The organism is Rhodococcus sp. 15-649-2-2 (genome assembly GCF_002258645.1).
Classification (GTDB): domain Bacteria; phylum Actinomycetota; class Actinomycetes; order Mycobacteriales; family Mycobacteriaceae; genus Rhodococcoides.
The window spans coordinates 1-25,589 of record NZ_NPFM01000039.1; the positions used below are offsets into that span (position 1 = coordinate 1).

Annotated in this window: 21 protein-coding genes and 1 pseudogene; 7 read left to right on the forward strand and 15 right to left on the reverse strand. The window is 62.6% G+C overall.

Annotated features, from left to right (window positions below; genetic code table 11):
• The 4 genes from CH305_RS27910 to CH305_RS27925 all read right to left on the reverse strand — a co-directional run.
• On the reverse strand, window positions 1-532 hold a 532-nt coding region (locus CH305_RS27910; protein WP_094705660.1), incomplete at its 3' end, for a DUF6668 family protein.
• 32 nt (window positions 533-564) lie between these two features.
• Complete coding sequence (locus CH305_RS27915; RefSeq protein ID WP_238325129.1) at window positions 565-2,253, reverse strand: cutinase family protein; 1,689 nt, start codon at window positions 2,251-2,253, stop codon at window positions 565-567.
• Between the two features lie 51 nt (window positions 2,254-2,304).
• Window positions 2,305-3,150 carry a hypothetical protein gene (locus tag CH305_RS27920; RefSeq protein ID WP_094622982.1) on the reverse strand — a complete coding sequence of 282 codons (846 nt, stop codon included), beginning with the start codon at window positions 3,148-3,150 and terminating at the stop codon, window positions 2,305-2,307.
• A 91-nt stretch (window positions 3,151-3,241) separates the two neighbouring features.
• Window positions 3,242-4,444, reverse strand: a complete 1,203-nt coding sequence (locus CH305_RS27925; RefSeq protein WP_256984008.1) for a hypothetical protein — start codon at window positions 4,442-4,444, stop codon at window positions 3,242-3,244.
• A 1,120-nt stretch (window positions 4,445-5,564) separates the two neighbouring features.
• On the opposite strand from CH305_RS27925, the gene CH305_RS27930 reads away from it, so the two are divergent.
• Window positions 5,565-6,008, forward strand: a complete 444-nt coding sequence (locus CH305_RS27930; protein WP_176458467.1) for a helix-turn-helix transcriptional regulator — start codon at window positions 5,565-5,567, stop codon at window positions 6,006-6,008.
• A gap of 173 nt (window positions 6,009-6,181) precedes the next feature.
• Here CH305_RS27930 and CH305_RS27935 read toward each other — a convergent pair whose 3' ends face one another.
• Entirely contained in the window at window positions 6,182-7,216 is a 1,035-nt protein-coding gene (locus tag CH305_RS27935; RefSeq protein ID WP_052057167.1) for a GAF domain-containing protein, read from the reverse strand.
• A 41-nt stretch (window positions 7,217-7,257) separates the two neighbouring features.
• Window positions 7,258-8,643: a cytochrome P450 gene (locus tag CH305_RS27940; protein ID WP_032370878.1), complete on the reverse strand. Its 1,386-nt coding sequence runs from the start codon at window positions 8,641-8,643 to the stop codon at window positions 7,258-7,260.
• Window positions 8,644-8,854: 211 nt separating this feature from the next.
• Between CH305_RS27940 and CH305_RS27945 the strand changes: the two genes are divergently transcribed.
• A complete protein-coding gene (locus CH305_RS27945) occupies window positions 8,855-9,067 on the forward strand; it encodes a hypothetical protein (protein WP_032370879.1) in 213 nt (70 codons plus the stop codon).
• 211 nt (window positions 9,068-9,278) lie between these two features.
• On the forward strand, window positions 9,279-11,108 hold the full coding sequence (locus CH305_RS27950) for a hypothetical protein (RefSeq protein ID WP_143536293.1): 1,830 nt from the start codon (window positions 9,279-9,281) through the stop codon (window positions 11,106-11,108).
• Between the two features lie 208 nt (window positions 11,109-11,316).
• Here CH305_RS27950 and CH305_RS27955 read toward each other — a convergent pair whose 3' ends face one another.
• From CH305_RS27955 to CH305_RS27975, 5 genes are all read right to left on the reverse strand, one after another.
• Window positions 11,317-12,489: an ATP-binding protein gene (locus CH305_RS27955; RefSeq protein WP_032370880.1), complete on the reverse strand. Its 1,173-nt coding sequence runs from the start codon at window positions 12,487-12,489 to the stop codon at window positions 11,317-11,319.
• A 366-nt stretch (window positions 12,490-12,855) separates the two neighbouring features.
• On the reverse strand, window positions 12,856-13,833 hold the full coding sequence (locus CH305_RS27960; RefSeq protein ID WP_032370881.1) for a hypothetical protein: 978 nt from the start codon (window positions 13,831-13,833) through the stop codon (window positions 12,856-12,858).
• Window positions 13,834-14,060: 227 nt separating this feature from the next.
• Window positions 14,061-14,267, reverse strand: coding sequence for a hypothetical protein (locus CH305_RS27965; protein ID WP_032370993.1), 207 nt, complete (start codon window positions 14,265-14,267; stop codon window positions 14,061-14,063).
• Between the two features lie 144 nt (window positions 14,268-14,411).
• Window positions 14,412-14,948, reverse strand: coding sequence for a hypothetical protein (locus CH305_RS27970; RefSeq protein WP_230591170.1), 537 nt, complete (start codon window positions 14,946-14,948; stop codon window positions 14,412-14,414).
• Window positions 14,949-15,138: 190 nt separating this feature from the next.
• Window positions 15,139-15,756: an SMI1/KNR4 family protein gene (locus CH305_RS27975; RefSeq protein WP_032370883.1), complete on the reverse strand. Its 618-nt coding sequence runs from the start codon at window positions 15,754-15,756 to the stop codon at window positions 15,139-15,141.
• A 405-nt stretch (window positions 15,757-16,161) separates the two neighbouring features.
• Between CH305_RS27975 and CH305_RS27980 the strand changes: the two genes are divergently transcribed.
• The 4 genes from CH305_RS27980 (at window position 16,162) to CH305_RS27995 (ending at window position 20,246) form a co-directional block, all read left to right on the forward strand.
• Window positions 16,162-17,022 (forward strand): hypothetical protein, encoded by an 861-nt coding sequence (locus CH305_RS27980; RefSeq protein WP_143536294.1) that lies wholly within the window; start codon window positions 16,162-16,164, stop codon window positions 17,020-17,022.
• A gap of 254 nt (window positions 17,023-17,276) precedes the next feature.
• Complete coding sequence (locus CH305_RS27985; protein ID WP_032370884.1) at window positions 17,277-18,020, forward strand: hypothetical protein; 744 nt, start codon at window positions 17,277-17,279, stop codon at window positions 18,018-18,020.
• Window positions 18,021-18,465: 445 nt separating this feature from the next.
• Window positions 18,466-19,515: a ComEC/Rec2 family competence protein gene (locus tag CH305_RS27990; protein ID WP_032370885.1), complete on the forward strand. Its 1,050-nt coding sequence runs from the start codon at window positions 18,466-18,468 to the stop codon at window positions 19,513-19,515.
• 2 nt (window positions 19,516-19,517) lie between these two features.
• On the forward strand, window positions 19,518-20,246 hold the full coding sequence (locus CH305_RS27995; protein WP_094622983.1) for a hypothetical protein: 729 nt from the start codon (window positions 19,518-19,520) through the stop codon (window positions 20,244-20,246).
• Window positions 20,247-20,516: 270 nt separating this feature from the next.
• Here the strand turns inward: CH305_RS27995 and CH305_RS28000 are convergent, their stop codons facing one another.
• From CH305_RS28000 to CH305_RS28015, 4 genes and pseudogenes are all read right to left on the reverse strand, one after another.
• A complete protein-coding gene (locus tag CH305_RS28000) occupies window positions 20,517-21,692 on the reverse strand; it encodes a tyrosine-type recombinase/integrase (RefSeq protein WP_032370886.1) in 1,176 nt (391 codons plus the stop codon).
• Between the two features lie 320 nt (window positions 21,693-22,012).
• Entirely contained in the window at window positions 22,013-22,666 is a 654-nt protein-coding gene (locus tag CH305_RS28005; RefSeq protein ID WP_329946442.1) for a ParB/RepB/Spo0J family partition protein, read from the reverse strand.
• A 225-nt stretch (window positions 22,667-22,891) separates the two neighbouring features.
• Window positions 22,892-23,581, reverse strand: a complete 690-nt coding sequence (locus CH305_RS28010) for a ParA family protein (RefSeq protein ID WP_032370995.1) — start codon at window positions 23,579-23,581, stop codon at window positions 22,892-22,894.
• Window positions 23,582-25,236: 1,655 nt separating this feature from the next.
• Window positions 25,237-25,551, reverse strand: a pseudogene (locus CH305_RS28015) (TniB family NTP-binding protein); the annotation flags it as partial.
• Window positions 25,552-25,589: the final 38 nt, after the last annotated feature.

Below are 25,589 nucleotides of genomic sequence, written 5' to 3' on the forward strand. Positions count from 1 at the left end.
GTGGGGGTGGGTCAGGTTCGGTGGGGGTCCAGATCGCGAGTTCGTTCTGTCTGTGGGTGCGCAGATCCTCGACGTACGGGACTCGCCACACAGCTGGTGCTGCGGAGGCGACGACGTCCGCCCATCGGCGCAGGGTCTTGGGGAGTGGGCCGGGGGCGTCGGGAACAAGGACCAGTCCGAGGAGAGTGCAGTCGCCGACGAGGCCGGCCTGAGCTTGCAGGAGAAGGTCGTGGGCAGCGTCAAGGCCGGCCCGGTCCGTACGGCACACGACCACGACGTTGCGGTGCCGGTCGGCTGCGGGCCAGCCCCGGCGAGCATCGCCCGCCGGGGCCCAGATCTGAGCGAGTGTGCCTGCGCCGGAGCGCCCGTGAGCGGCGAGGAGCCACATCACGGGCGGGCGACCGTGGACTGCAACCGGGTCGTCGTGAATCGGTGCTCGGCGTGAGGGCGGCGGTATCCGCAGCCCGGCCGGGGTGACCGACACGTCGTCGTCTCGGTAATAGTCATGGTGCTCAGCTGGTTGTGCGGCCATCTCGGGCGCACCTCCTTCTCCGGCGTTCTCGGTCACCGAGTGGTGGTTGGTGAGACGGTGGTCGGCACAGCGGCAGAAACAGAGGGGGTCGTCGTGGTGGCCGCTGAGGTCGTCGTTGCGGTTCCGGTGGTTCCGACGGTGGCGTGGGCGGCGAGGATGCTGCCGGCACTGCGGACGGTGTCGGTGGTGGCGAACAAGGCCGCGCCTTGTTTGATCACTGCCCCGACCTTGTCTGCGAGGCTCTGATCGCCGGTCAGGTCGGCGGCGAGTGCGACGATCCACCGCACGGTCAGCTCGACGGGGGTCTCACCTTTGGATCCGACCGGAACGCTGTCGTAGGAGCCGTGTTTGGTGGCGGTGTTCCAGTACGAGGTGTCGGTGACGAGCTGCGCGAGACCGGCGTTCTCGTCGATGGTGTTCGACACTTCCTTGAACGCGACGTCGACGGCCGAGTCGATGGTCGCCGGGGGTACGAGCTTGACCGCTGAGGACAGCACTTTGGTGGCGAGTATGCCGAGGGCTGCGGGTGGGTTGGTCAGGCCGACGGTGGCGAGCTGGCCGATCGTTTCGGGGGTGATGACGTCCTTGGCGACGGTGATCGCCGCCCCGATGGCCATACCGGCGATCTTGGTGACCGCACCGACCGCTTCGTCGATCATCTCGTCGGTCGAGGTTGCGGACGGGTCGGAGTACTTCGCCATCTTCGACAGCACTGTTTCCGAGGACGAGTTGACCTCGAATCGGCCTGCCTTGGAGTCGAAGTCGATGTTGTCGTTGATCACCGACGCGCCGGTCATCAGGGCGGTGCGTCCGACGGCGGTGGAGACGTCGGTGAGGATCCGGACGGGGTCGCGGGTGTCCATCGAGGACTGTCCGGCGATGGATGCCACCAGCTTGGCGGCGGGGGCGTCGATGGGGGTGTCGCACGCGAGATCGCCTGCGGTGCAGTACGAGGCGACCCGGTCGGAGACTGCGCCGAATCCGGCGATTTTCGGTGTCGGTGCGATACCGCCGCCTGCGGGGGCGGCTGCGGCGACGGCCGGGGCGAGTTGGACGGTGTCCACTGCTGCACCGCTCGTTCCCGGTGCCGGGGCGGGGGTGGAGCCGCCGCCGGCGATGACGTCTTCACCTTCGGAGCGGGTGGGGTCGGAGAACAGTGCTGCGCCGGCGAAGTGGTCGGCGTCGACGGGGCCGGTTCCTGCCCCGATGTCACGGGTGACCTGGGAGGCGACCTCGCCGCCCTGGGAGTAGCCGGAGAGGAAGACTTTGGTGCCGGGGCAGCGTGCGGCGATGTCGGAGATCATCTTGGTGGTGTTCTCGACGCCGATGTCGACGGACTGGGCGTAGGGAACGGCGGAGCGATCGCCGGGCTTGCCGCCGAAACTCGCCGGGTACGGGACATAGCTGCGTTCGAGAGCGGGTCCGTCGCCGGAGTTCGCATCACGCATCGCCGGGACGGTCAGGCGGGAGAAGAAGCCCGAATCGGTGTCGGGTGAGGAGTTCTCGTCGATCTCGGTGGTGCCGGGGACGACGACGAGATGCAGTACCGGGCAGTTGCCGTCGGTGCTGGATTGGCTGGTGGTCGTCGATCCTGACGGGGTGGGAGTGGCGGAGGGCTGCGCGGCCGCGACGCCGCTGGCGGAGACCGCGACCGTCATCGCTGCGGTGGCGGCGAGCAGGCGCGGAGTGAGGCGGCGAACCTGGTCGATGGATGTGTGCACGGTTTCTCTCTTCTTCGGTGGGGTCCAGCAGATGTGCCTGGTCATAAGGGGTCAGCGCGGGACGATGGCGGAGATGAGCGTTGTGCCGTCCTGCTGCTCGGTGGTGGTGATCCGTTGGCGGCTCATGCGGCCGTCGATGCCGGGTCCGCGTTCGACGACGGTGACGTCGTAGATCCCGGCGTCGATCGGGTCGGCCAGGACACAGAACTCGATGTCGGGTTCGAGCTGGTCGATCCCCTGCTGGAGTCTCTGCGCGGACGCCATCACCGCGTCCGGTGCACCTGCTGCGCGGGCTGCGGCACCGTCGCGGTCGAAGTAAAAGGCCTTCTCGAACCGCCAGATCGCCACCGCGCCAGGGTCGTCACTGTCTTCGGTGACCGGGTCACCGTCGGCTTGGCCCTTGCACCAGGTGACATCGGCGGCGGCGGCACCGGCGGCAGCGGGGGCCGCCGATGTGGGAAGGGTTGTGGTGGTGACGATGTCGGCGGGAAGCAGTGCGGCAGGGGCCTGCGGTTCGTCACCGACGCCGGTGAGGACCAGAGCTGCTCCCAAGCCTCCTCCGACCAGAACCGCGAGTGCAGTCGTGACGGCGACAGCGGAGCGGTGACGTCGCCACCAGGACTGCGAAGGTGTGGGCGCGGCGTAGGGGCCTCCAGTGCGAAGTAGAGAGGTCCGTTCGTCGAAGGAGCTGTATCCGTCCGTTGGCCGTGCTGGGTCCACGTCGTCCGCAGAGTCGCCTGCGAACCAGTCGTCGTCGGGATCGTCGTCGGTATGGTGCTGGTCGGTCAGGACGGTCAGTCTGCGCTCGGACGCTGCAGCGGCAGTCTCTGTGTCGGCGACGATAGGGTCGGCGAACCAATCATCGGAGCTGTCGTCGGGGGTCTCTCGAGGTGCCACAACAGGGCCTTTCCGAGTGTCGAAGTGCAGGAACGGGATCGAACCTTCGGATACAGCCCGCCCACCGGTACGGTCGGGCTGTACCCGGAGATCAGATCGCGAGGTTCAGGCCTGCCAGGGCAGCGTTCGCCTGGTCGAGAACCGGTGCGACGGCGGTGTTCACCGCAGCGACGGTGTCAGCCACAGCGGGCTGCTCGAGCACCGTCGAGGTGAACTGCGCGGCCTGCTCGAAGGCCGGTTCGGTCCACACCGGGGCGTCGATGACGCTCTGAACGCTGGGGGCATCCAGTGCCAGCGGCGCGGCGGTGACCGGCGGGGCCGGGGGTGCCGGTACGGCCTCGGGTGCCGGGAGCGGGGCGGGCTCTTCGATGATCTGCTGCTCACCGCCGAGGACGGTGGCACCGAGAACGCCGCCGATCGCAGCGCCTGCACCGGTCAGACCGAGAACGATCGGTGCCGACAGGGCGGCACCCACGCCTGCCCCGGCCAGTGCGGCTGCGCCGGGGATGAAGACCCAGCCGACCGGTCCGCCCCAGACAATGGCTCCGGTGCCGGTAGTGGCTGCGACGCCGAGTCCGCCGCCGATCGCAGCGGCGGTACCGGTGATGACTGCGGCCGGGACGGCGGATGCGGCAAGGCCGGCCGCGCCACCGGCGACGACGCCGGTGATGGTGCCCGCAGCGATCCGGTCCGCGCGGGATGCGTCGGCGAATCCGTTGTCCACGAGCCAGTTTCCGCCGTCGGCCTGGATTGCGGCTCCGGTGTTGTTGAACTGCTCGACCAGGTTCGGATCGAGCAGGTTCGGGTCGTACGGCACGAGCTCGCCGCCGACGAGGACATAGCCCTCGGGTGCGTCGATCGGTGCGATGACCTTGCGCTGCACAGTCGGAACCGGCGGCGGGGACGGCGGGGCCGCTTGCACGGCAGGCGGTGCATCGGTCGGCGCGGCCTGCGGCGCGGGAGCCGGCTCGTAGTAGGTGTTCTGGTACGAGGACTGCTGATTACCGGACCTGTAGTCGTCGTAGCTACGCCACTGGGACTGCTGGACCTGAGGTGAGGCCTGGTAGCCGGGCAGGAACTGGCGTTCCTGGTTCGGGGCCGGCGGCGGCGCGACGGGAGTGGTGTCGGTGGTTCCGGACTGGGCGGTGTCGGGTGCGGTGACGAAGTCCTGCGGTGCTGCGTGTGCGGTCGCGGTGCCCCACGCGAGGGCGACGGCCACGGGAACGGCAGTGAGAACGAGAGCCCGGTCCCTGCGGCTGCGGTGACGCCCACCAATTCCTTGCTGAGGAGACATTGTGTGGCTGTGCCTTTCGTAAGCCGCTGTGATGCAGCGGTATTGGGTGATGTGTGACAGGAGTGGTTGATGGTGGAACCACCACCGTCCGCGCTGGGGAACGACCGAAAACGAGGGTCAGCCTTCGGGCGAACCCTCAGCGCGGACGGGTGATGCCTTGGGAGTGGATGCCAGCGGGCGTCCGTTGCACGCTGGCATCCACGAGCACTCAGCCCAGTAGGCCGAGCCAGAACCAGAGCTGCGAGAAGATCCAAGGCATCGGGCGTATTCCTTTCTGTTAGTAAGGAGTTGTGGAATGTGTTCGATGTCCCGGCGGGGTAGCGCAGTTCGGCACACGATGAGGTCGAAGCGTCACCATGCGACCCTCGCGCCGGTCCACCAATTGAGGGGCTACACGGGAGCCTCAGTGCAGTGAGTTCGCCGCGTAGACCCTCGCGACTGATCGCCTCTTCAGGCGTCAGTCGAGATTGGGGGTACTAGGCCACGTGGCTGAAGAGCGGAGACCGTGGGAGTGGTTCCAGGAACGTCGCATTGGCGTCAGTCCATTCACCAATCACCGCGCCCGTCTCTTCGCAGATCAGCCTGTGGTGGCTGTGGTGGGGCACGGCTGGGAGCGAACACACGGCCAGGCCCGCAACACGGTCGTTGACCGAGGGGCAGAGGGCGATGCCGGGATTGCAGGTGGAGCCCGGATGTAACGTTCGCGGTTGCGCGACAGATGTCATAGGTGTCTCCGATCCGATTGCGGTTCTGCTAGATCCGCTTAGGCTGGGAGAGCCCCTGCGGATACAAGTTGGGCCCGATATTGGGGCTTTGTTCTGTAGGTGGAGGGGACTCCGGATGCGTTTCGGGACGACCAATCACGGCGCATCTGGAGTCTGCTAATTCGAGTTACTCTGAGCCAGTCGGCTTCTCGCTTTCTTTGGCGCATCAGTGATGCGTAGACGCTGTGGTTGATGCGGTGTGCGTCTGTAAGCCGAATCTTGCTCTGCCGACGCCCCGGGGGTGAACCTCAGTTGCATCGTCTAAACAACTGTATCTATACACTAGCATCAAAACATGCTTTATGTGCTACCGAATTGGGACAAGTGGCATCGTGTCCTCTCGTGAGGTTCCATCGGTGAGGCGTCGGTTGCGTGGTTTCGCACCTGACAAGCTGCGGGCACGACGAATTGAACTCAAGCTGAGTGGTGCCGAGGTTGCGCGCGTTCTCGGAGTGGCTTTGACGACGTACTCACAATGGGAGCGAGGCCAGTCCCATCCCCGTATAGACACTCTTGCTCGATGCGCTAAGGAATTCGGGTGCGAGATCAGCGATTTCGTCTCAGTGCCGGAGGACGAGGAATACCTCGGTGATCTGCGAATATCCAGGGGGCTGACCCAGGGGATGCTCGCGAGCGAAATCGGCGTCAGTAGCCAGTACATCGGGGCGCTCGAGCGCGGGCAGAGCAAACTGAGCGCGCCGGCCGCCCGCCAGATAGCGGAAGCGTTGGGGTACCCGGCGCAACGGGTCAGCGAGGCATACGAGCGCGTGCGGAAGCGGCCACGGGGCGAACCGGCCTGAGTAGGGACCTGACTCTGGATCGACATTCTGGCTCCAAGACGCGTGCTTGTTAGCCACGTGAAATATGTTCCACGTGGTGCTCAAAGGCTGCGTCTGAGGGCCATGCGGCCGACAGGAAATCTTCAACTCTTCGGGAGAGCGGAAGGTGCCGAGGGCGAAGCTATCACGATCAGTTAGGGAGTGGGAACCTCGAGCACCTGCTCGGAAGGTTGTAGCGCGGGGAGCACCGCAAGGACCAGCCGGTCACCAAGCTGTCCAGGGTAGGGCCTTAGTTCGAGTCGGGTTTGCTGCCACTTCCAGCCGGTCGCGTCGCCGCCGTCGATTGCACGGACGCGTACATCAGCTGACACAGGTGACGTATCGTGAGTCCACTTTTCCAGAGCGTCTGACAGTGTCGCTCGGTCGTCGTCGTGCAACACGCCACAGCCGCTTGTGAGGTCACGCCATTTCACCCAGGTTGGAGCTTCCGGTAACCACATTGTCAAAATCCCGGTTCGGCCGTCGAATACAGCGATGCGTGTTCCACCGCTCTCGAGGCCGCTCGGCATTCCCAGCTCAGCCAATGTCGGTTTGTCGGGTTCCGTTGTGTCTGTCACGTCGTGCCATAGCAGCCTGAGGCCGACGTTGGGAGGGTCAGTTCTCCCCCTCCCCCAGCAATGCCAACGCATGATTCGGCCATCTGCGTGGAGAACGGACATCGGGCCCTCCCACTTCTGACCGTGTGTAGGAACCAACGCCTGGGCGAACAACTCCTCGGACCCATCGAATTTGACAGCCTTGGCGTTGTACTCAGCCGGGGTTCGTTCTGGTACGTGATCAGCAGCAGAGACGCCGGACATCGCGGAAGCCTCGACTGTCTGCTCGATGACGGTGCGTTCGAGTAGCCAGGCTATTCCGGAAACGATGCGCACAGGATCGGGTTCGACCTCCGGGTCCCCCACCCAGACCTGTATGCCGTGGGTTTCCCCTGACGGCCCCAGAACTGGTACTGCGCGTATGCGAGCTTCACGCCGACGGCCTTTGAAGAGCACATCTTGCTGGGCGCGAGAACTGCGCGTGAGTTCCAGAAAACCAGGTAGATCGAACTCAGGCCCAGGTGACAAGCGATCGATTTTGGTCCAATCTCGGACCTTCCCCCCAGTACTGATGACTGTCATCTGTCCCGGCACCAGAGTTTCCACCAGGTGCCAGCTGTTCACGGTGTCCACAGGTTCCCCCTCCTGATCGACTTAGACCGACGACGGTACAGTCACAGCCGCCGCGAAACAGAAAGTCTGACGCCGTGTGGCCTCATTGTCACTGCTTCGCGCACATCGAGCTGGTAACCGGGGTCTGCCCGAATCTCGTACCGACGAGCGATGGACGCCAACGCAAGCACCGCCTCGTGTAAGGCGAATTGGCGGCCGATACACGCTCGCAGACCAGTGCCCCAAGGCTTGTAGATGCGGCGGTTGGTGTCGCTGGCCTGGCCTGTGGCGAACCGGTCGGGGTTGAACTTGTCTGCCTCTGGCCCCCACTCCGGTGAGCGATGCAGCTGTGGAAGGAGAACAAACACCCAACCCTCCGGTACCTCGTACCCGCCCAGCGAAGTTGCTCCGCGCTCACGAGCCTTGCGGAAGTAGCCGGGTGCAGCGGGCCACAAGCGGAGAGTTTCGTCGACTACATGTCGTGTCCGTCGCAGCTTGGGTACATTCTCGAACTCGATGTCGGTGCCATCAGGAGCGACGGCGTCAACTTCGGCCCGTATCCGCTGCATCTCATCGGGCCGCGTGCTCAGGAAATGCAACGCAAAGGCGATGGTCGATGCTGTTGTCTCGTTCCCCGCGATCAAAAAAGTGATGATCTGATTGCGGATGTTCTCCAGGGCCAGTCTGTCGCCCGTATCGGGGTCTGGCGTGCTGAGCATATGTTCGAGCAGATCCGGAGATGTTTTGCTGGAGTCAGGCTGGGCCATTCGCTGTTCGATCAGGGAGTCGACAGTGTGGCGTATGAACTGGAGGTCCTCATCGTGCTGCCTCGTCGCCCTTCGTCCTAAGACAGAGCGGATGATCGGCACATCGTTCGATGACTTGTTCACATAGTGAAGGACGCGAGCGATGGCGTCCGCAAAGGGCACGGCCTGGCGAAACGAGCCAAAATCATGCGACAGGGCGCAACGCCCGATCACGTCGAAGGTCAGCTTTGAGCACTCGTCGTAGGCGTCTACCGGACCAGATCCGCTATCCCACGAGGTCAGAAGTTCGTTGACTGATTCCTGCATGGCTTCGTGGTAACCGCGCATGGCCCCTTTGCTGAACGCCGGCCCTAAAACAGCATGCGCGCTATGCCAGTTCGGCTCCGAGTTGAACGCGGTGAACAGACCGTCTTCGCCGATGGCGCGTAGCTTGCGATGTGGCAGGGCGAGAAATTTTGCCCAGTACTTCTCGTCGTTCACTTCCGCGACAAGCTCCGGTTCCGAGACGACCACGAGTCGGTGGCCGAAAATCTTGCGTTCGTAGATCCCCCCTAGCTCGGTGGCCATTGCCATCTCTTTCTGAACCGGCTTGGCAGTATCGAGGCCAACGATGTCTCCGGCAAACGGCAACCGGTAGCGCGGATGAGGCAGAGTCTTCGAGATGGTTTGGGCGATCTCCATGCCAGATAGTGTCCACCACGTCCACAGACTTTGGTCGACGGCCATTATGTGACGCAGCTGCGAGAGTGGACCGGCAGCGCGTGAAGACCGTTTGAATGACAGAGGTGTAATTCCTGGTGACTTCCTCGGCGTGTCTCAACGCTTCGAAAATGATTCTGGTTCAGGATAGACACCGGTTGGGACCGCGGAAGTAGACGAAGGAGGCCGTGCCATGCCGATGCCCAGTAAGGGTGACCGGACGTCACTGACTGTCCGACTGCCGTCGGAGCTGATTGACACGCTCAAGGCGCAGCGAAGCTCGGCTGGTGCGACATCTCTGAGTCAGTACGTCGCTGATCTGATCGCGATTGCCAGCGACCGCGAAGATCTTGCGCGCGAACTGAATCGCGCGCATGAACAGGGGGTACTGCCCTTGACTGCGTAGCCGTCTCGACCTGAATCGACATTCGGGTCTTAGTCCAACTAAATCTACGCAGCACCTTGAGATGACAAAAACCCCCGGCGTGCGGGCCGAGGGCTTCTGAAGTCAGAGAAGCGAGTGACTAGCTCGCAACTCGTTCTGTGTTGCTTTCCCCGAAGGGACTGTCTTGGCGGACATGTCTCAGGGTACATCGTGCCCTGAAGTAGGTACAAGATTGAATGCTCGTGTCGTCCACCCGGATGCGACTGCGGACCGGCTGTGGCATCGATTCGCACCAGCCATTGCTGCTCGCCGATCGATGCGTCTCTACGACCCGACGACACGTAAATACGTGTCCGCGGGGCCGCTGACGGTCAAACGGCCGGCACTGCCAGCAGCTGTACCGCTGTTCTCACGCGAGCGCGCCTGCATCGTTGCCCTGGACTTCGACACCAAACACCACGGCCACGCCTGCGTTGTCGCCGACGTGACGCGTCTGCTGGCCTGGTTGACCGAATGCGGTGGCCGCGCCGTCGTCGACCAATCGACCAGCGGCGGCCGACACGTACTGATACCGCTGGCACCGGGAAGAACAGTCACCGCCGGCGAGATCCGGCCACTGCTACGTCTTCTTGCAGCGAGACTTCCCACGTTGGACATCACACCGATGACCAACCACAAAACCGGGTGCATCACCGTGCCGGGCTCGCAGTGCAAAGAAGGTGGCTACCGCACCCTCGTCGACCTCGACCCGGCTACAGCGGCCGACATCCTGACCGTCGGGTCCGATGCCGGCACACTCCAACGCCTCGAAGCCCTGCTCGGAGGAACGGGCCGCACGGTCACCAGCCCGATCGACACCCACATCCGCGCCGAGACGTCCACTGAACGCGTCCTCGGCAGCAGCGATGACGCCCGGCTGCACCCACGTTTCTGCCGTTCCGCCCCGCCGCCTCGCTGCGTCCTCGACTTCGCCAGCACCGGCCGCATCGACACCCGCCGCTGGCCCTCACGCTCGGAAGCACGCCAATCCGTCATCACCCACGCAGTCCTCGCCGGAGCCAGCGCCACCGACATCCTCACCCGCGTCACCGAACCCGCGTGGGCGGGTGTGCGTGCCGCATACGCCCGCTACGCCGAACCCGAACGCGCCATCCGCCGCGACACTGCCCGCGCACTCGACTGGGCCGCATCGACACTCCCCGACCCAGTCCGGGATACCGGGCACAAGCAAAAGCACACAGGGGGTACCTACGACCCGGTACTTCGTTCATGGCTCACCCACGCTCAAACCTGGGTCGCCTCCGAGTTTCATCATCGCCGGGATCGCTGGACCACCCATGCAGTCGTTCAAGCACTGGCGTGGGCTGCCGCAGTGTCAGGGCAGATAGTGGAAGGCGTCCCCACTGTCGGTGTCGGTGGGCGGTCACTGTCCATCGCCGCCGGCATGCTCCCCGAATCGACGGTGTGGTCCGTTCTGGAGCGGCTGCGGGACATGGAAGGCTCACCGCTGTTGCTGATCGAACGCGGAGTCGGCCAGAACCCCGACCGGTACGCACTAGTGCCCACACATGCTGGACGAGCGGCGGTAGTCGACACCGCGGCAGGGCCAGCCGAGGTCGAATCGGTACACCCGGCGTGGAGTGTCATCGGCTGGCGTCACCGCATCCTCTACGACGCAGTCCTCGCCGCAGCAGAGCCCCAGACCCCGGACGAGTTGTTCACCGCCATCAGGATGGGACGCACCAGCGGATACGAGGCCCTGTTGGATCTGCGCGTGGCCGGGCTCCTCACAATCGAGAACACCCACATCGGTATCGGGCCCGTCGAACTCGACGACATCGGCCATCGTCACGGCCTCACCTCGGCCGTCCGTGCCCGCATCGTGCGCCACCGAGCCGAACGCATCGTCTGGCGAGAATGGCTTGCAGCCCGCGAGGAAGCACGCACCCCGCCGGAGCCCGATCGGTCGGTGTTCGCGGTCGCCGACGATCACCCGGCCGACTTACCCGACCACGACTACATCCTGGCCGTGATGAACACCGGCCCACCGGACCCGTTCTAACGCACCGTGTATCGGCCACGAGTCCAGGGTGATACCGAGCGCCGGCCTTGTTCGCGTTACTCGCCCTGGCCCTCCCCCCCAGCGCGGCTGGATGCTGCAACGCCGGACCGAACTGGACTCTTTGTGCAACGGCGCTGTGTGGATGCTGGGCTGCGTGAGCAATCGACGTGCTCGATGTCGATCCAGTCGACGTCCTTGGGTGTCGAGGTCAGATAATCGGTGCGTTGGGTTGGCGGCGGATGAAGTCCGCCATCCCGGGGACGGTGAACGCAACCAGGCCGCGGGCCGGCGACCAGATGAGTCCTTTGCGTATGCAGGAGTCACGGTGCGGTGCCATCGACTGCGGGTTCGATCCGAGGGCCTCGGCGAGGGCTGCCGTCCGCGGAGTATCGGTTCCGCTGCGTGCGATGGCCACCAGATAGCGTTTCTCGGCTTCGGTGGCCCGTAGCCACCGTGAGCTGTAGAAGCCGGAATCGAGCGAGGCGTGGCCGGTGTCGACGGCGTCCTCGGCGTCGGCGAGTGTGAACGGGGACTGCTGGGCTGCCTGCCAGAGCTCGTGACCGAACACCTGAAGGAAGTACGGGTATCCATCGCTCGCCGCGACGACGTAGTCGGTTGCCTCGGCGTCGATGTCCTGGTTCAGCCGGGTGATGGGGGTGACGATCGCATCGCGGGCCTGATCGTCGGCGAGAGGACCGATGGTCCTGTAGTCGAACTGGCGCTCGGCGTACGAGCGTGCGTCGGCCAATGCTTGCGCAAGGTTCGGCAGGCCGGCACCGCACACGAAGAACGGCCACTCGCGTTGGGCCGCGCGGTGCTGGGTAGCCAGGATCACCTGCAGGAGCGCCGGCTCGAGTTCCTGCATCTCGTCGATGAACAGCCCCAGCGCGGTGCCGTCCTTGCGGAGTTCTTCGGTGAGATCTTCGACGAGGTCCTCGAATTCGACCCCCAGGCTTGGTTTCTCGGCACCGGCGGAGCGGGCGAGCTCGACTCCGACACCGAACGCGGTGGCGGACATCGAGAATTCTTCGGTCAACTGCCGGATCTTGTCCGCCACCGGGCCGGCGAACTGACGACGGCGTACAGCGCGAGAGATATCTTTGGCGATACGCCTCCGCAGGGCCTCGGCACCTTCCACACTGGTCTGAGCTTCGACCTCGACCACCACCCAGTTGTGGCGGCGAGCCTGGTCCGCCATGGTCGCCAACAGCGTGGTCTTCCCTACCCCTCGAAGCCCCTGCAGCATCAACCCACGGTCGTAGCGGCGTTGTTTCGCGCGTGTGATCAACAGGTCGAAGCGTTCGAGCTCGGCGGTACGCCCGACGAGTTCGGGGGGTCGGGTGCCGGACCCGGGTGTGAAGGGGTTCAGTCCGTACTCCATGCATTCAGACTATCGGATTGTATGTATCTGTATAGCATTCAGTCTTATATAGTTGGATACATTCCGATAGATCATCGGCTGGGTGCAGATCTGGCGGACTACGTCGACAAGCAGCACCTGCTGCAGGAGCAAATACGGTGACAACCTTGCGGTGTCGATGTCGGCCGATGCGTGAACAGTGGATACGCACCGTCAAGAGATGTTGACGTGCGCGGCGGGTGTCGAGCCCACTCCATAGGCGTAGACGCCATCTGTTGCGGTTGTCTGGGTCCAGGTGCAGCGGCAACGTTGCGGTATCCGATCTTTGTGCTCGACGAGTTGGACGATGACCAAGGTGTCGGTGTGCCGGGTCGTGAGCGTGCCGCATCAGATGCTGTCGCCGCTGGTGGATGAGTCGAGGAGTTGCAGGGTGCGTTGTAAGAGGCGCTCGATGCGGTCCTCGACGTCGTCGACCATGTCCGGTACATCGGCCAACGCCGTGTGGGCGCGTCGACGTGCCTCGACACCCGAGCGGTAGTACCCGGAGTCGAGCTCGACAGACACTGGCTCAGGCGCGGCGATCGGGAAACTCCGATCGGTACCACCGTCGGTGGGTCTGATGATGGGGCGACGTGGGGTGTGCAGTGGAGAGGCACCGGTGCGGTGCCTGGCGATCACCGCTCCGACCTCAGCGGCGGTCATCGCCGTGACCGGCAAGGGTAGGTGGCCCCACCGGTCGATCGGCACCGCGACCGGACCGCTGCGATGCGGCAATTCGGTCATGTCGGGAAAAGTGTTGCGTTGCAGATGTTCTGCTAGCAGCGTCGTCGAGGGATAGTGTTCGGAAAACTGTAGGACTGTGTGCCACCGATCCCATATCGTGGCCGGCTCGACATTGCTGGCGTCGTGGGGGGCGATGCGGATTCGGTGGCGGCCGCCGATCCACACAGTGTCACCGTCGGTGGTGATGTCGGTGCGATCGAGTTCGGCAATGGCTTTGTAAGACAGGCCTGCTCCGGCGAGAACGAGAAGAACGGCGTCACGGCGACCGAACAGTGCGGCCGTCGATCCGGAGGTCGGTAGTCCGGCCGCGATGATCTGGTCCTGCTCGGCACGCCGGATCGTTCGCTCGCTACGTGCCGAGTCCAGTGCGATCCGGATCGACGTCACTCGGCCGGGAGCGGGCTGGCCGGCATCGCGGTGAGCGCGGTTGATCGCGGACACCCGACGCAACTGAACCGCATCGCCGGCAGGATTCTCATCGAGGAACTGCGCCAGCGTGATCGGCGACGCAGGTAGGGCCTTGACGTCGGCCGCAGCGCACCAGTCGGCGAACAGTGACCACTGATAGCGGTAACCGCTCACCGTGCTGCCCCGTTCGGTGTCACAGGTGCGACGGTACCGGGCTGAAGGCCGACCGATCAGGGACGCCGCCGAGGGTCGCCCGCCGCGAACGTGGCACGCATGCGCGTCGACGGCATCGCTGTCGACGGTCGATGGTGCAGGTACGCCACAGGCTCGATGTCGGCTTGCGATGAAGCCACAGGACGTAGCCAGTCTTGTGGCTTCATCGTGTGTGCCGTACTCGAGTCTTACTCGGCGAGCTTGGCGATCGACTGCGCCCAGAGGAAGTACTTGTTGCGTCCGAGATCGCCGATGGTCTTGATGTTGAACGCGGCCTTGAGATGCTCGGCATCGCCAGGGCTGACGCCCTGAAGTGCTTCGGCGGGTGCGCCGACGAGCTCGGTGAGTGGCTTGTCTTCGTATGCTTTGTCGAGCTTGTCAGCGATTCCAGCCATGGAGGTGCCTCCTTGCGTCTCGGATAGCGCTGCCTGTTCGATACCGCCACCCGAATGTACGGAGACGTCCACTAGAAACCGTTGCGCTGCAGGCACTGCGCCGTACCGGCGAGCGCGTCGAACGCGTCCTTTGGACCGTGGCCTTCAGAATCCGTAGAACGGTGGGTACGTGGTGGGATCGTCCGGCGTCGCATCAATCCGTGCGGTGCGAAGAAGATCTGCGATAGCGGACTCGCCGGCACCGATGGTGGCGAAGTGGGGGTCGACGTCGTTGGCGATGCACCACGCACGATCGGCCGGCCACACAAACGCAGGTATCGGCAGCTCACCAGAGTCGTCTCGGGCGTCCTTCCACGTCGACACGTCCTCCGCAGTACCTCGGAAGAGGTAGCAGGGCCGCTCCGGGATCGAGACTGTCGCGGCCTGCATGTGGTCGAGGTTTTCGTAGCCCTCCCAGATCAGGAAATAGCACTCGTCCGGAGTTGTGGTGAACCGGGCGAGGGTGGAGACAGCGATTCCGAGCTGGGCGATCTCGGGCGGTCCGTCGTTGGCGAAGTCGGTGTCCATTTCGCGCTGACCGTCGTAAGTCGGATCCGGGATGAATCTTAACCGTGCGTAACGCTCGTACCCCGACGGGCCGCGGGTGACCAGATCCCACCAGTCGCGTCTCTGATCGATCAACCATCGAGCGGGTGAGCCGTCACGACACGGAGTAATCGTCACTTGGACGCCGCCGTCTGCCGACTACGCGCCTGCCCGCACGACACCGGCGGGCGTGAACCGCAACACCGGGTGTTTCGGAGGGTGGCCGCTCCAATGCAGGCCGTCGCTGCCCGTACCGCTATCTCGGCGCTCTCGCCCTGCAGCAACGTCATTCGACGATGTCCCAGTCCAGCACCCCGTTGTCGACCGCTGCTGTGTACCAGCCGACCGATATCTGATCGGTCACGGCCAACCTGACGTCGCGAACAAATGCTTCCAAAGACGGCCAGGTTGGCACACCCAGGTGCCCGCCGTCGTCTGATCGGTACGACACACTCCCCCGCATCTCTCCCGAACGGGTGTCGCAATACATCAAATTCGAATCCCAAGCCGCGATAGGGACGTACCCCGGTAGGAACAGGTGATCTTCCGCCTCGGTGCCCGCCTCGACCAGGTTGTCGACGATCTCGGCGTACGTCCCGTCGAACATATCTGGTTCTGTTGCAACGACATCCGCCATGACTTCGACCATGTCGCGATGCCGCTGAGGTATCTCCACGACCTGCAGCAGACGTCCGGCCGGAACGACGAGTCCCGCGCCGCCGACCTCCTTCTGACCGTCGTGAAGGCCGAAGAACTCGCGAAGCTCGTCCGGCCACGGAACCGTCGCTGCCTCGGCCCGTTTCACCGCACTCGTCGACGCGCATGGCCTGAGCGTTCGCGCCGTCACCGGTGCCACATCCCGCAGCGCAGTCACGAGGAGGTTCCACTCATGAGTCAACGACATTGCCCGACCCTACTGCGTAGAGGAATCTTACGATTATCGCAACGCAGATCGCTTCGCGACAGTTTTCCGCACCGTCACCGTGATTACCTCGTCGGGCGTCGGGACGAAACGTCGACAACTGTTGAGTAATTCTGTTTGTCGACCATTCTTCGACTTGGTGTTACCGTCGTTTCATGACGATCCAGCAGAAAGGCGCATGAGCGCCCGCACCCCACCCGGGCGCTCCTCGAAGCACCTGACCAGATGGAGTCGAGCATCCAGATGTGACGACCCATGACAGCAGCGCCGCACCTTCCCATTGTCCCCGCCGACAGTGCAGCTGAAATCGTTGTGCTGCAACGGTTTGTGAATTCCAGAATCCGGTCCGGCTCGTTGTCGCCCAGTCATAACCCGCACCCGGCCGAGGTGCCGAGCATCGAACTCGAAGATGTCACCGTCCGCGTGGGTGCGACGGTCAGAGATCCGACGTTCATGGGCACCTTCGACAGGACCGCCGGTGTGCGGTGGATACAGGTGAACCTTTACGCGGTGTCCAACGCGCCCTCCGGCACCGGGGCGACGGCGCATCGGCCGGCCACGGACCTACCATATCCGGAGCAGATCGTCTGGTTGCGTACAGTTCTGGGCGATCTCGCCGACTATGCGTACAAGGTCGTCACGGACAGAGGGCTTCTCCGCCCCGGACCGGCCATGTTCACGGTACTCGTGGACCGCCACGGTCACGGCCAGCTCGCACCGAGCGACTTCGACTGGGCTATGGCCGGCGGCAGTAGCCGACGGATCTACCCCGAGAAAGTTGTACCGGAAGACCCGGCGTTGCTCAAGTATCTTCGCCTCCACGGTGACACAGTCGACGCGGATTCGATACTGCACCCACAGATAGTTCCCCCACCGGTGTGGGCGCAACAGTTCCTGTCCGAGATGACGGCGACGATCGCAGACCACATCGGTCGTCTCGACGAGGGCCGGTTGTTCACGTTCCACAAGGTGGCGCTGCACAGTATGGATCGGGTCATCGTGCGATACACCTGGCACCTGCTCGACGGTGGCAGGGAGTACGGGTACGACATCGACCTGAACGGGCTGCGCGCGCACCGGCTGCGCGATCTGGATGATCCCCGAGCGTTCAGTGCAGGCCGATCGATCGGCGGCATACCGTTCGGCCAACCCGTCTTTCACTCCCCTCGCTTCGTCGATGGAGTCATATGGATCGACATCGGCACACCATCGAGGTCGCCGACCGACGGTGCAGGAGAGTCCGCATGACCGACCGGTCAGACCTCATCATCGCGGGAAAACTCAACGCCCACTTGGGCTTTTGGATCGGCCCTCACCGCGCATGGGCCCGGGCGTCAGTGCAGCGCGAGCCGTTCCACGACGTCCACGTTGGTTCTAGCTTGCCAGTTAAAGGTTCCAGTGTCCTCGACCCACAATCGACCGTGGTCACGGTACGAGCCGGTAGTCGTCCGGGGTTGGAAGAGTACGGGTCATTCCCATCGGATGCGCAGCCGTGTTTAGTGATGGTGCAAGTCAAAGGCTTCGCTGCGGGATCCGACCCGGACGACCTTCGCCGGCCTCGACGCCCGGTCGCGGCAGAGGAGGCCGCGGGGTGGATGCGTGCGGTCATCGGCGACGACTGGGCCGACTATGCGTACGTACTCGTGCACGACACAACAGTGACCACCTCCATGGCCTGGCACCTTTTCGTCGTCTTCGTGGACTGTGCAACAAGGGAACCGTCACTCGCACCGAATGATCTGGACTGGAACCGTCTGCCGCGCAGTAGGTACGGAACGTTCGCCAAGGCGGAACCGGACCCACGCAATGTGGTGCTCGTTGACACTCTTGCGACCACCGGACCGTACGCCGACACCGCGGGTCTGACACCCAAGATGTACGCCCCTTACGGAACATGGGATGACGTCGCTCTCGACTCATCGGCGGCGACGAGGGAATGCTTGCCGGCTTTTACCGCACTGGCCGACCGTCTGGTCGTACGCCGCCGAGTACACGAGCGGTTCAGGCCGGTCTCGGTCACCCTGGTCGGGACCGACATCACCGTGACTTATCGCCATCCCATCGATGCGACGACGGATCGAACGGTCAGCATCGTGGCACCGACGATGACTGATATCGAACGCAGACAAACGGATACACGTCACGGGCTCAGCGGTGATGGCGGAAGCTACGTGAAGACCATGAGCGGGTGGGCGAACGGAGTCACAGGAAACTGGCGCGAGTCGATCGCATACGGACCTATGTGATCAGAGCACCGGAGAACCACCTGGGACAGAGGGCGACCAGCCGAACCCGGACGTGCAGCCACCTGTTCCCAGTGATGAACTTGCAAAGCAAGCTACAAGAACATCGAGCGGACGCTCGGTCCCGCTGAACCTTCCTGATGACGCAGATACCGCACCGTCAAGAGATGTTGACGGCGCGTACCCCATTGTCTGGCCGTAAGCATGCAGGCGCGGCATAAAACACACTGATGGGATTACAACCTGTTGTGTCACACGCAGATGTCGGACACCAGGTGTAGCGTCTACTGGGAACAAACCGAAAGCCCCGAAACGGGCACACCAGAGGTAGCGGCTTCGGAGCTATTGGCTGAACTTGGACGGTTCACAGCCAACGTAACTCCGTGGGACCAGCGCGTCAACATGGGCGTGTGCTTCGCTGCCTCGCGCATCTGAGAGGCACCCACACATGTATGAGTTGGATTTCTTGCCTGTTGAAGCTGAAGATGGCAATGGCACGAAGAGTGGCGACGCGATCACGGGCAGATTTTGGCTGGCTGATGGGACTTCGCGGGTCATAGTCGTCGATGCCGGTTACTCCGCGATCGGAGAAAACGTCGTCGATCACGTTCAAACCTACTACGATACCGATCGGATCGACCTCCTCGTCTCGACCCATCCAGACGCAGACCACCTTAATGGACTGGTTTTCGTACTTGAGAACCTCAGCGTCGGAGAGCTACTTATCCATAGACCGCGGGAACATTTTGTTAGTGGGGACGCGGAATTATTCTCCAACATCGAGAGGGTCGATGCTGTCATTGCGCTTGCGGAATCGCAGGGAGTTACTGTCACCGAGCCGTTTCGCGGATTAACCCGATGGGGTGGCCAATTCAGAGTTCTCGGTCCGACGCTGGACTATTACCGGTCGCTGATTCAGCAGTACATCTTGGACGAGAGATCTGGTGTGGCTGCGACTGCTCGCGCAAAGAAGAGTCTGACCGCTGCCTTCTCCAAGGCCACGGACTTGCTGTCGAGGGCTTTGCCGTTCCTGCCACCCGAAACCCTTGAAGAAGATCCGGTTACCAGTCACCGCAATAACACCTCTACTGTGCTTTTGTTATCCGACAACGAGAAGAGGGTGATCCTCACGGGTGACGCAGGTGTGCCCGCCCTGTCGTTGGCTGCAGATGAGTACGAGCGAGTGATAGGTGAGTTCGCAACTGCGCCGGTCGACCTGTTCCAGGTCCCGCATCACGGGAGTCGGCATAACCTGTCTCCGTCTTTGCTCGATCGGGTGATCGGTCCGATTGGCGCAACGGTCGAGGTTGTCGCCGTGGTCAGTTCTGCTAAGGCCAGCACCAAGCACCCGAACCCGAAGGTAACGAATGCACTCCTTAGGCGTAGTGCTCATGTTGTGGCAACAGAAGGCCACATCGTTTGCAGTCAGAACAATGTAAATCGAGCGGGGTGGACACCGATTCCGAGTCTGGGACCGCTAGTCGAAGATTCGGAATAGACGTGGAATTGCCAAAGATGATGGATACATTTGATTTTCGCGCTTACGGTCTCCCGAGCCTGATCGTGAGCAGTCCGGTGGTCGCGCTCCTACAGGTCATTGCGTCCGAACTCGGTGCTGCTGCGCAGTGGTGGCAGGTCGTGCCAGTGCCTCTATGGTTGGCGGTGTGCACATTGTCTGTGCATCTTGGTCACAATCCGGGGAAGAACCTTGAACCGACGCTGTGGGCGAGCTGGGGTGGGCCACCCACAACGTCGCTTCTTCGATGGGTGAACGCAGAAAATCCCGAGCGGGTGGCCGACCTGCACCGCACACTAGCCCTGTTAATTGGCACGCTCCGTTTGCCCTCCGAGTCAGAGGAACGTGCAGATCCCCGACGCGCCGATCAAATCTATGAGACTGCGGTCGGCCGAATAATTGCGTTAACCCGGGACGCAGGAAAATACCCGTTACTAAAGAACACTTTAGTTTGGTACTGCTTCCGACGCAGCTTACTTGGTCTACGCCCGAAAGGAATCATCATTGGGGTCGTGGCAACACTTGCTTGCGCCATTCTGGGGGTCTTGGCTGCCTGCTCAGTTGTGGATATGGGCATAGCCGGCCCGTTCGTAGCTGCTGGAATCGGCTGTGTTCAAGTGTTGGTGCTCGCTGGTTTTGCATCGGAGGATTCCGTTCGAGCTGCAGCCGACAGGTATGCGCAGGAACTCGTCAAGCTCACGTACGCCCTATAGTTAGACGAGATTCTCGCGTCAGACCGACGGCATCGATGATCGTCCCGCACTGTCGCAAGACGGCCTCAACGGCGACCGATCGTGATCTTGCAAGTCGGGTTGCTGGGTACTCCTGGTGACCTTTGACGTTCAACCTGCGATCCCGAACATTGATCGTGTTTTTCTATCATCACCAGCTCTGTAGGTCTGCGGTGTTCCTATGGCAGCGCTGGTCAGGACTATGGACGAGTCTCCCGCGTTGTTGCGATCTTCCGAAGTCGTAGCTCACCGTCAGAGCCCGATATTGGTGACGGCATTACCGACGAGGGGCGCATGTTCACGGCGGTACACCTCGACGGAGTCAAGGCTGGCGTGGCCGGTCTGCCGGGCGATGGCGGATCCATCGGCACCGTTGCGGGTGCCTTGAGTGACGAAGCCGGCGCGGAGCGAATGCCCGCCCAGCTTCGCGAGTGCGGTCGGGTCGAAGCCGGCGTGGTCGGCTCGGCGGCGGATGGTCTGGTGGATCGCGGCTCCGGACAGCGGCGTGCTGCCAAGATTGCCGTTCTTCGCGACGGACCGGAGCAACGGTGCGCGGGCGGCGGTGCGCGGCACTCCCCCACGACATACGTGAGCGTCGAACGGTTCTCGCTTTCGGAGTAGGCGGATCACGGACGGACGGCCACCGGCGTCGAACGCAGCCACGACCTGCACCCAGCGAACGTAGGCGCACGGTGGGCAAGTCTCGTGGGAGTCTGTGTACGGCAGGGCCTTCACCGCTCCCCTGCCCTCTTGGTCGGTCTTCGACTTCCGCAGCCGCACATGCAATCCGTCGTGCCGGTGCACGGTGATGTCGCCGCACACGAGGTCGGAGAGTTCGCTGCGCCGGAATGCGCCGGCGAACCCGAGGAGCAGAATTGCGGAGTCGCGACGTTCGAGGACCTCGTCGGCCCAGCCTCGGCATCGGTCCCGTGCCGTTTCGACGAGGAGTTTGATGTCCTCGACCAGCAACGGGTTTCGTGGGGTGCGGGGTCGGTCGCCCGCCGCGGCATACTCGCGCCGGATGCCGGACAGTGTCGCGGTGACGAGTTCGTGGGCTGATGGCGACAGATGGCCGGTGGTGCGGTGGTGGTGGTTGATAGCGGCGATCCAGGTGCCGAACGTAGCGACGGCGTAAGCCCGCTCCCCTGTTTCGTTTCGGGTGTCGGCTGCGTCGACGAGGTAGGCGGCGACGGTGATCGGGTGTGCAGGGAGCGTCACGTGACCATTCGTCTCGCACCAACTGGTGAAGCGTCTCCACGCGGCGGCGTAGGTCTTGCGGGTTCCCTCGGACCGGGAGGAGTGCACGGCAGTCGCGATCCGCTTCGCGACGGCGGGTGGGATCTCGGGCTCGACCGCGACCGACCTGCCCGCGTCGGAAGTGCCGGCACCGGTGGTCACGGCAGGTGTTCGGCCTGGTCGGAAGTCCATATCGGCAGCCTAGCGTAGGTCACCGACACGCCTGCAGCGCAAAGCTATGCTGAGCTGGCGTTTCGCTTTAGACGGTGCGGAAAATGCAATTTACGTTGGTCTAATCTGAATAAGTAAGGGTGAGTAGGAAGCTCTATCTGCAAGAGTGCCATTGGCGACCGATCAGAGCTGGCGAAGTGGTGGGTCGCGCTTCTGACACAGACCGGCTACCTGGGCTTAAGCCTCCGCTCCACTTCCCCACTGGTCCGAATCGGAGGCTCAGCAGCAAGGCCTCGGCGGATGTGCTTTCCGCCGAGGCCTTCTTGGTTGGATGAGCTGTGTCAGATGCCTCGAAGCGTCTTCACCAGCTCACGTATGTCCTCCTCGTTGAGCGCTTCCCTGATCGCGACTGCCACAGAGTGGGGATCGCTTTTCAGCTTCATCAGCGCCCGGATTGCGGCGCTGCGTGATGCGATCTGCTTGTCAGCATCGGAGGGTCGGCGTGGTTTCTTCTCGTTTGCTTTCGGCGATGGTGGGTTCTGCTGGCGTGAAGACCACTCAGCGACCTGCTCCGCAGACGGAATCTGCGCCAGCGCCCGAGCGTCTCGGATCGCGAGATCGCCTGAACGTAGTTTCTCCCGCAACTCAGGCTCTAGCTTGAGCAATGCGCGCCGCTGCGAGATCCAGCCTTCTGATCGCCCCAATTTTTGAGCGGCCTTGGTGGCGCTTCCGAGTTCAGTAACAAGAAGGTTGACAGCTTCTGCCTCTTCGACAACGTCGAAGTCTTGCCGGTCCAGGTTTTCGACTATTGATGCCCACAGGATGGCCTCTTTGGATGTTGCAAGGCTGTCCTGAACGACCACATCCATTCCCTTGCGGCCATACTTCTCGCTCGCAGCAAGCCTTCGGCAGCCGTTGACCACAACCCAACGTGCGGAACCGATTCTGGCGACGTCCTCTGGCCAAAGTTCGAGCCACCGTGCGCTCGTAACCACTGTCCCAGGTTGAAGCTGCCGCTCCGCGATTGTAGCCAGATCGGCGAGATCCCCGACCGCTGAGCGCGGATTCCGAGGGTTGGCCACTAGTTCGGACAGAGGCACATCTGGTCTAAATTGGCCATCCACAGGGATGGATGCATCCACGGGCGACTTGTCCCCCACTGAACCAACCAGACTAGAAAAATCGACCCGACCGCCCCGGGACTTCTGTGATGTTGCCATTTACTTACCTACTTCCAGCTCAAGGCACAAGCGTTGGAAGTCCTCACGTGCCTGCAGCGATGCCCGATTTGGCGGGTACTCGGTAACCACTTGCCCCTGAGCTGCGGCTCGACTGTGCACCTTGTAGTGCCGAACAACGGTGTTGGCGAGTGGCCAACCTTGCGCTTGGACGAATGCTTCGGTCTGTTCCAGGTCGACTCGGCCGTCTCTTGGATCCCAGTTGTTGATGACGACAATGAATGGGATTCCCTTCGGCTCAAGCACTTTGGAGATTGTGCGGGCCGTCGGGTCGAAGCTGAGTGGCTCCGGGACGATCGGGACGATCGCGAGATCGGTCACCGAAAGTACAGTGTCGAGCGCTTGTCCTGAAGTGCCGTTATCTACAGCCCCAGGACGATCGCCGATCCAGCCCGGCGTATCGACGTAAACGTGTTTGATTCCATCCAGGTTTGGCAGATGGCGGAGCATTTCCGGGTCGTCGATCTGAGTGACCCGGAAGGGAAGGTCCTGCACTCTTTCGGCCCACCACACTGCCGAGCCCTGAGGGTCGATCGAAGCTGCCAGTACTGGCGATTCGCTCTGCTTGGCTCCGGAGCGAGTCAAGACGTCATTCTTGACTGCCGCCAGGTTCATCGTGAGGGTACTCTTCCCCACTCCGCCCTTTTGGCTGATTATTACGTGTACGGGCATTGAGCCCACCTTCCGTTTGCTTCACCGCGGTGCGGCTACTTCGGTGTGGTGTTCTGGCGATGATCTTTACCGCGGTAAAGATCCGCGAGAACGCGCAGCGCTGGAGTTGCTTGCGCCCTCGAAATGTACATCACTATGCCTCCAGAGTGTTCGGTTGTAGCTTCGACTCGCCGGGTCATGTCTGTGATCCGATGGCAGACTCCCCCGCTGGACCTCGGCGCTCACTGGCTCGTCCACGCGCTGTGGTACTTACCGGCTAAATCTTTACCGCGGTAGACGTCAAATCAGTGAAGGTGGGCAGTGCTTAAGTCCGCCTGTCGCACCATCAACTACTGGTATTCAGACTTCTGACCCGAGGGTGTGGGAGCTACACCGTTGCAGATTCGTGCGAGGACTGTGTCATTGAAGCAGCGAGCAGGGCTGCGGACGGCAGCCGTCCCCAACGTTGGCTGGTTCGCTGGTCGACAGCAGTTAGTCGGGAGGCTTGCTAGGTATGGTGATACACGAAGTGCCGGCACCACGCCCGTCGGATGTCTTTAAGGCCCGCTGAGGCGCGTCGTACTAAGATTTCTGGGCGCGACCTGGCGTTGGTTCTGCAACAGTCGTTGCACTTCGAAGTACGCGCTAGTTGCTTGCTGTTGCAGTGCACTGCAATCATGCGCGACCAGGCTCTTCTGATGCAATCGGCCGGCCGATATCGTAGTGAGGGTGCAACAGTTTTCGTTAGGGTTTTCGGGCAGGCCCAGTTTGGTCGTTTCGCCCAATTCCGGCGGACTGTCAAGGCGCTAGGTCCTGAGCCTTGGCGTTGTCGCGTCTTTACCGCGGTAAAGGCTGATCTCTCACCGCAAGGTGATGATTCAGTAAATGCGAGTGGGTGGTGGGGTGATGTGGGCTCCAGTGAGGCCTTGAGTTTCATTTCTTGTCGGCAGTTAGTTTCAGCCATCTCGTAGGACCTTGGTTTGGCCGGCAACGCCTTGCGGCGGATTTACGTAGGGTGAATCGCGATAGTTCGCGCCGAAGTAAGACCGGGGGGCAGGATGTCGCACCCCACCCAATTTCGTCACTGTGACGAAAAGTGTCGCACCGACAAGCGTCGGGATCTGGCCGATTTGCAGTCGAAGTTCCGGGTTCTTTGGCGGTGCGCATTCGAAGGCCGGCCGAAGGTGGCGGCGGGCCTTTGATAGACAATATTCAATCGAATCCGCTTTAACGAGGCTGGCGTGTGCTGGGGAACTTCCTGTTGAGTGCATTTGCTTGAGTTAAATCGTGGATGCGCTTGATGCGCTGGGGGACCGGGGCCTGCAGAGCCTGGAGTCCGGGTGACCCGTTCCATATCTTGGCGACCTTTACCGCGGTAAAGATTGAATTTGACCTTGGAGTGGTACAGAGCTGCACCCTTGCGTCGAGCTCTCTTCGTGTTGCCGTTCGAGCGCGCCCTTCGAGGCAGGCTTCAGTGCTATGCCTCGCTCAGGCCGAGTGCGACGCTGGCAAGGCTGCATCCTGACATCGATGGAGCGAACATAATCGCGCTCCTATGGGATTGGGGCAACAGGTGAGTCGAATCGTGGGCTGGCACCAATGGTCCAGGCTCTGTGTCCTCTAAGGAGAAGCGCTTCGTAGGAGGGAACGGATGAAGGTGTGTCAGGGTCTGGACGAACGAACATCTTCACGCCGGTGGCGCGGAGCAGCATCAATGCTTGCTGTTCGAGTTCGTGGACCCGATTGCGGGGCCTGGTCGGTGTTCCCAACGCTGTGAGCAGTGCGAGGTAGAACCGGCCGGGTGACGGGTCCGGGGGCATCTGCATGCACAACACCGGTATCTGCTCGCGGTCGGACAAGCTGATCGGCGGATGAGTGCGCCGGAACTTTTCGATGATCATCGACTTGTCGTTGTTCGTCGGACCGAGCAACAGTAGGTTCGGCATACGCTGTCGGTCCGGCCACGACAGCAACGTCTCCAGATGGTCGATGACCGTAGCGATCACCTCATCGGTGCTCACGCGCACTC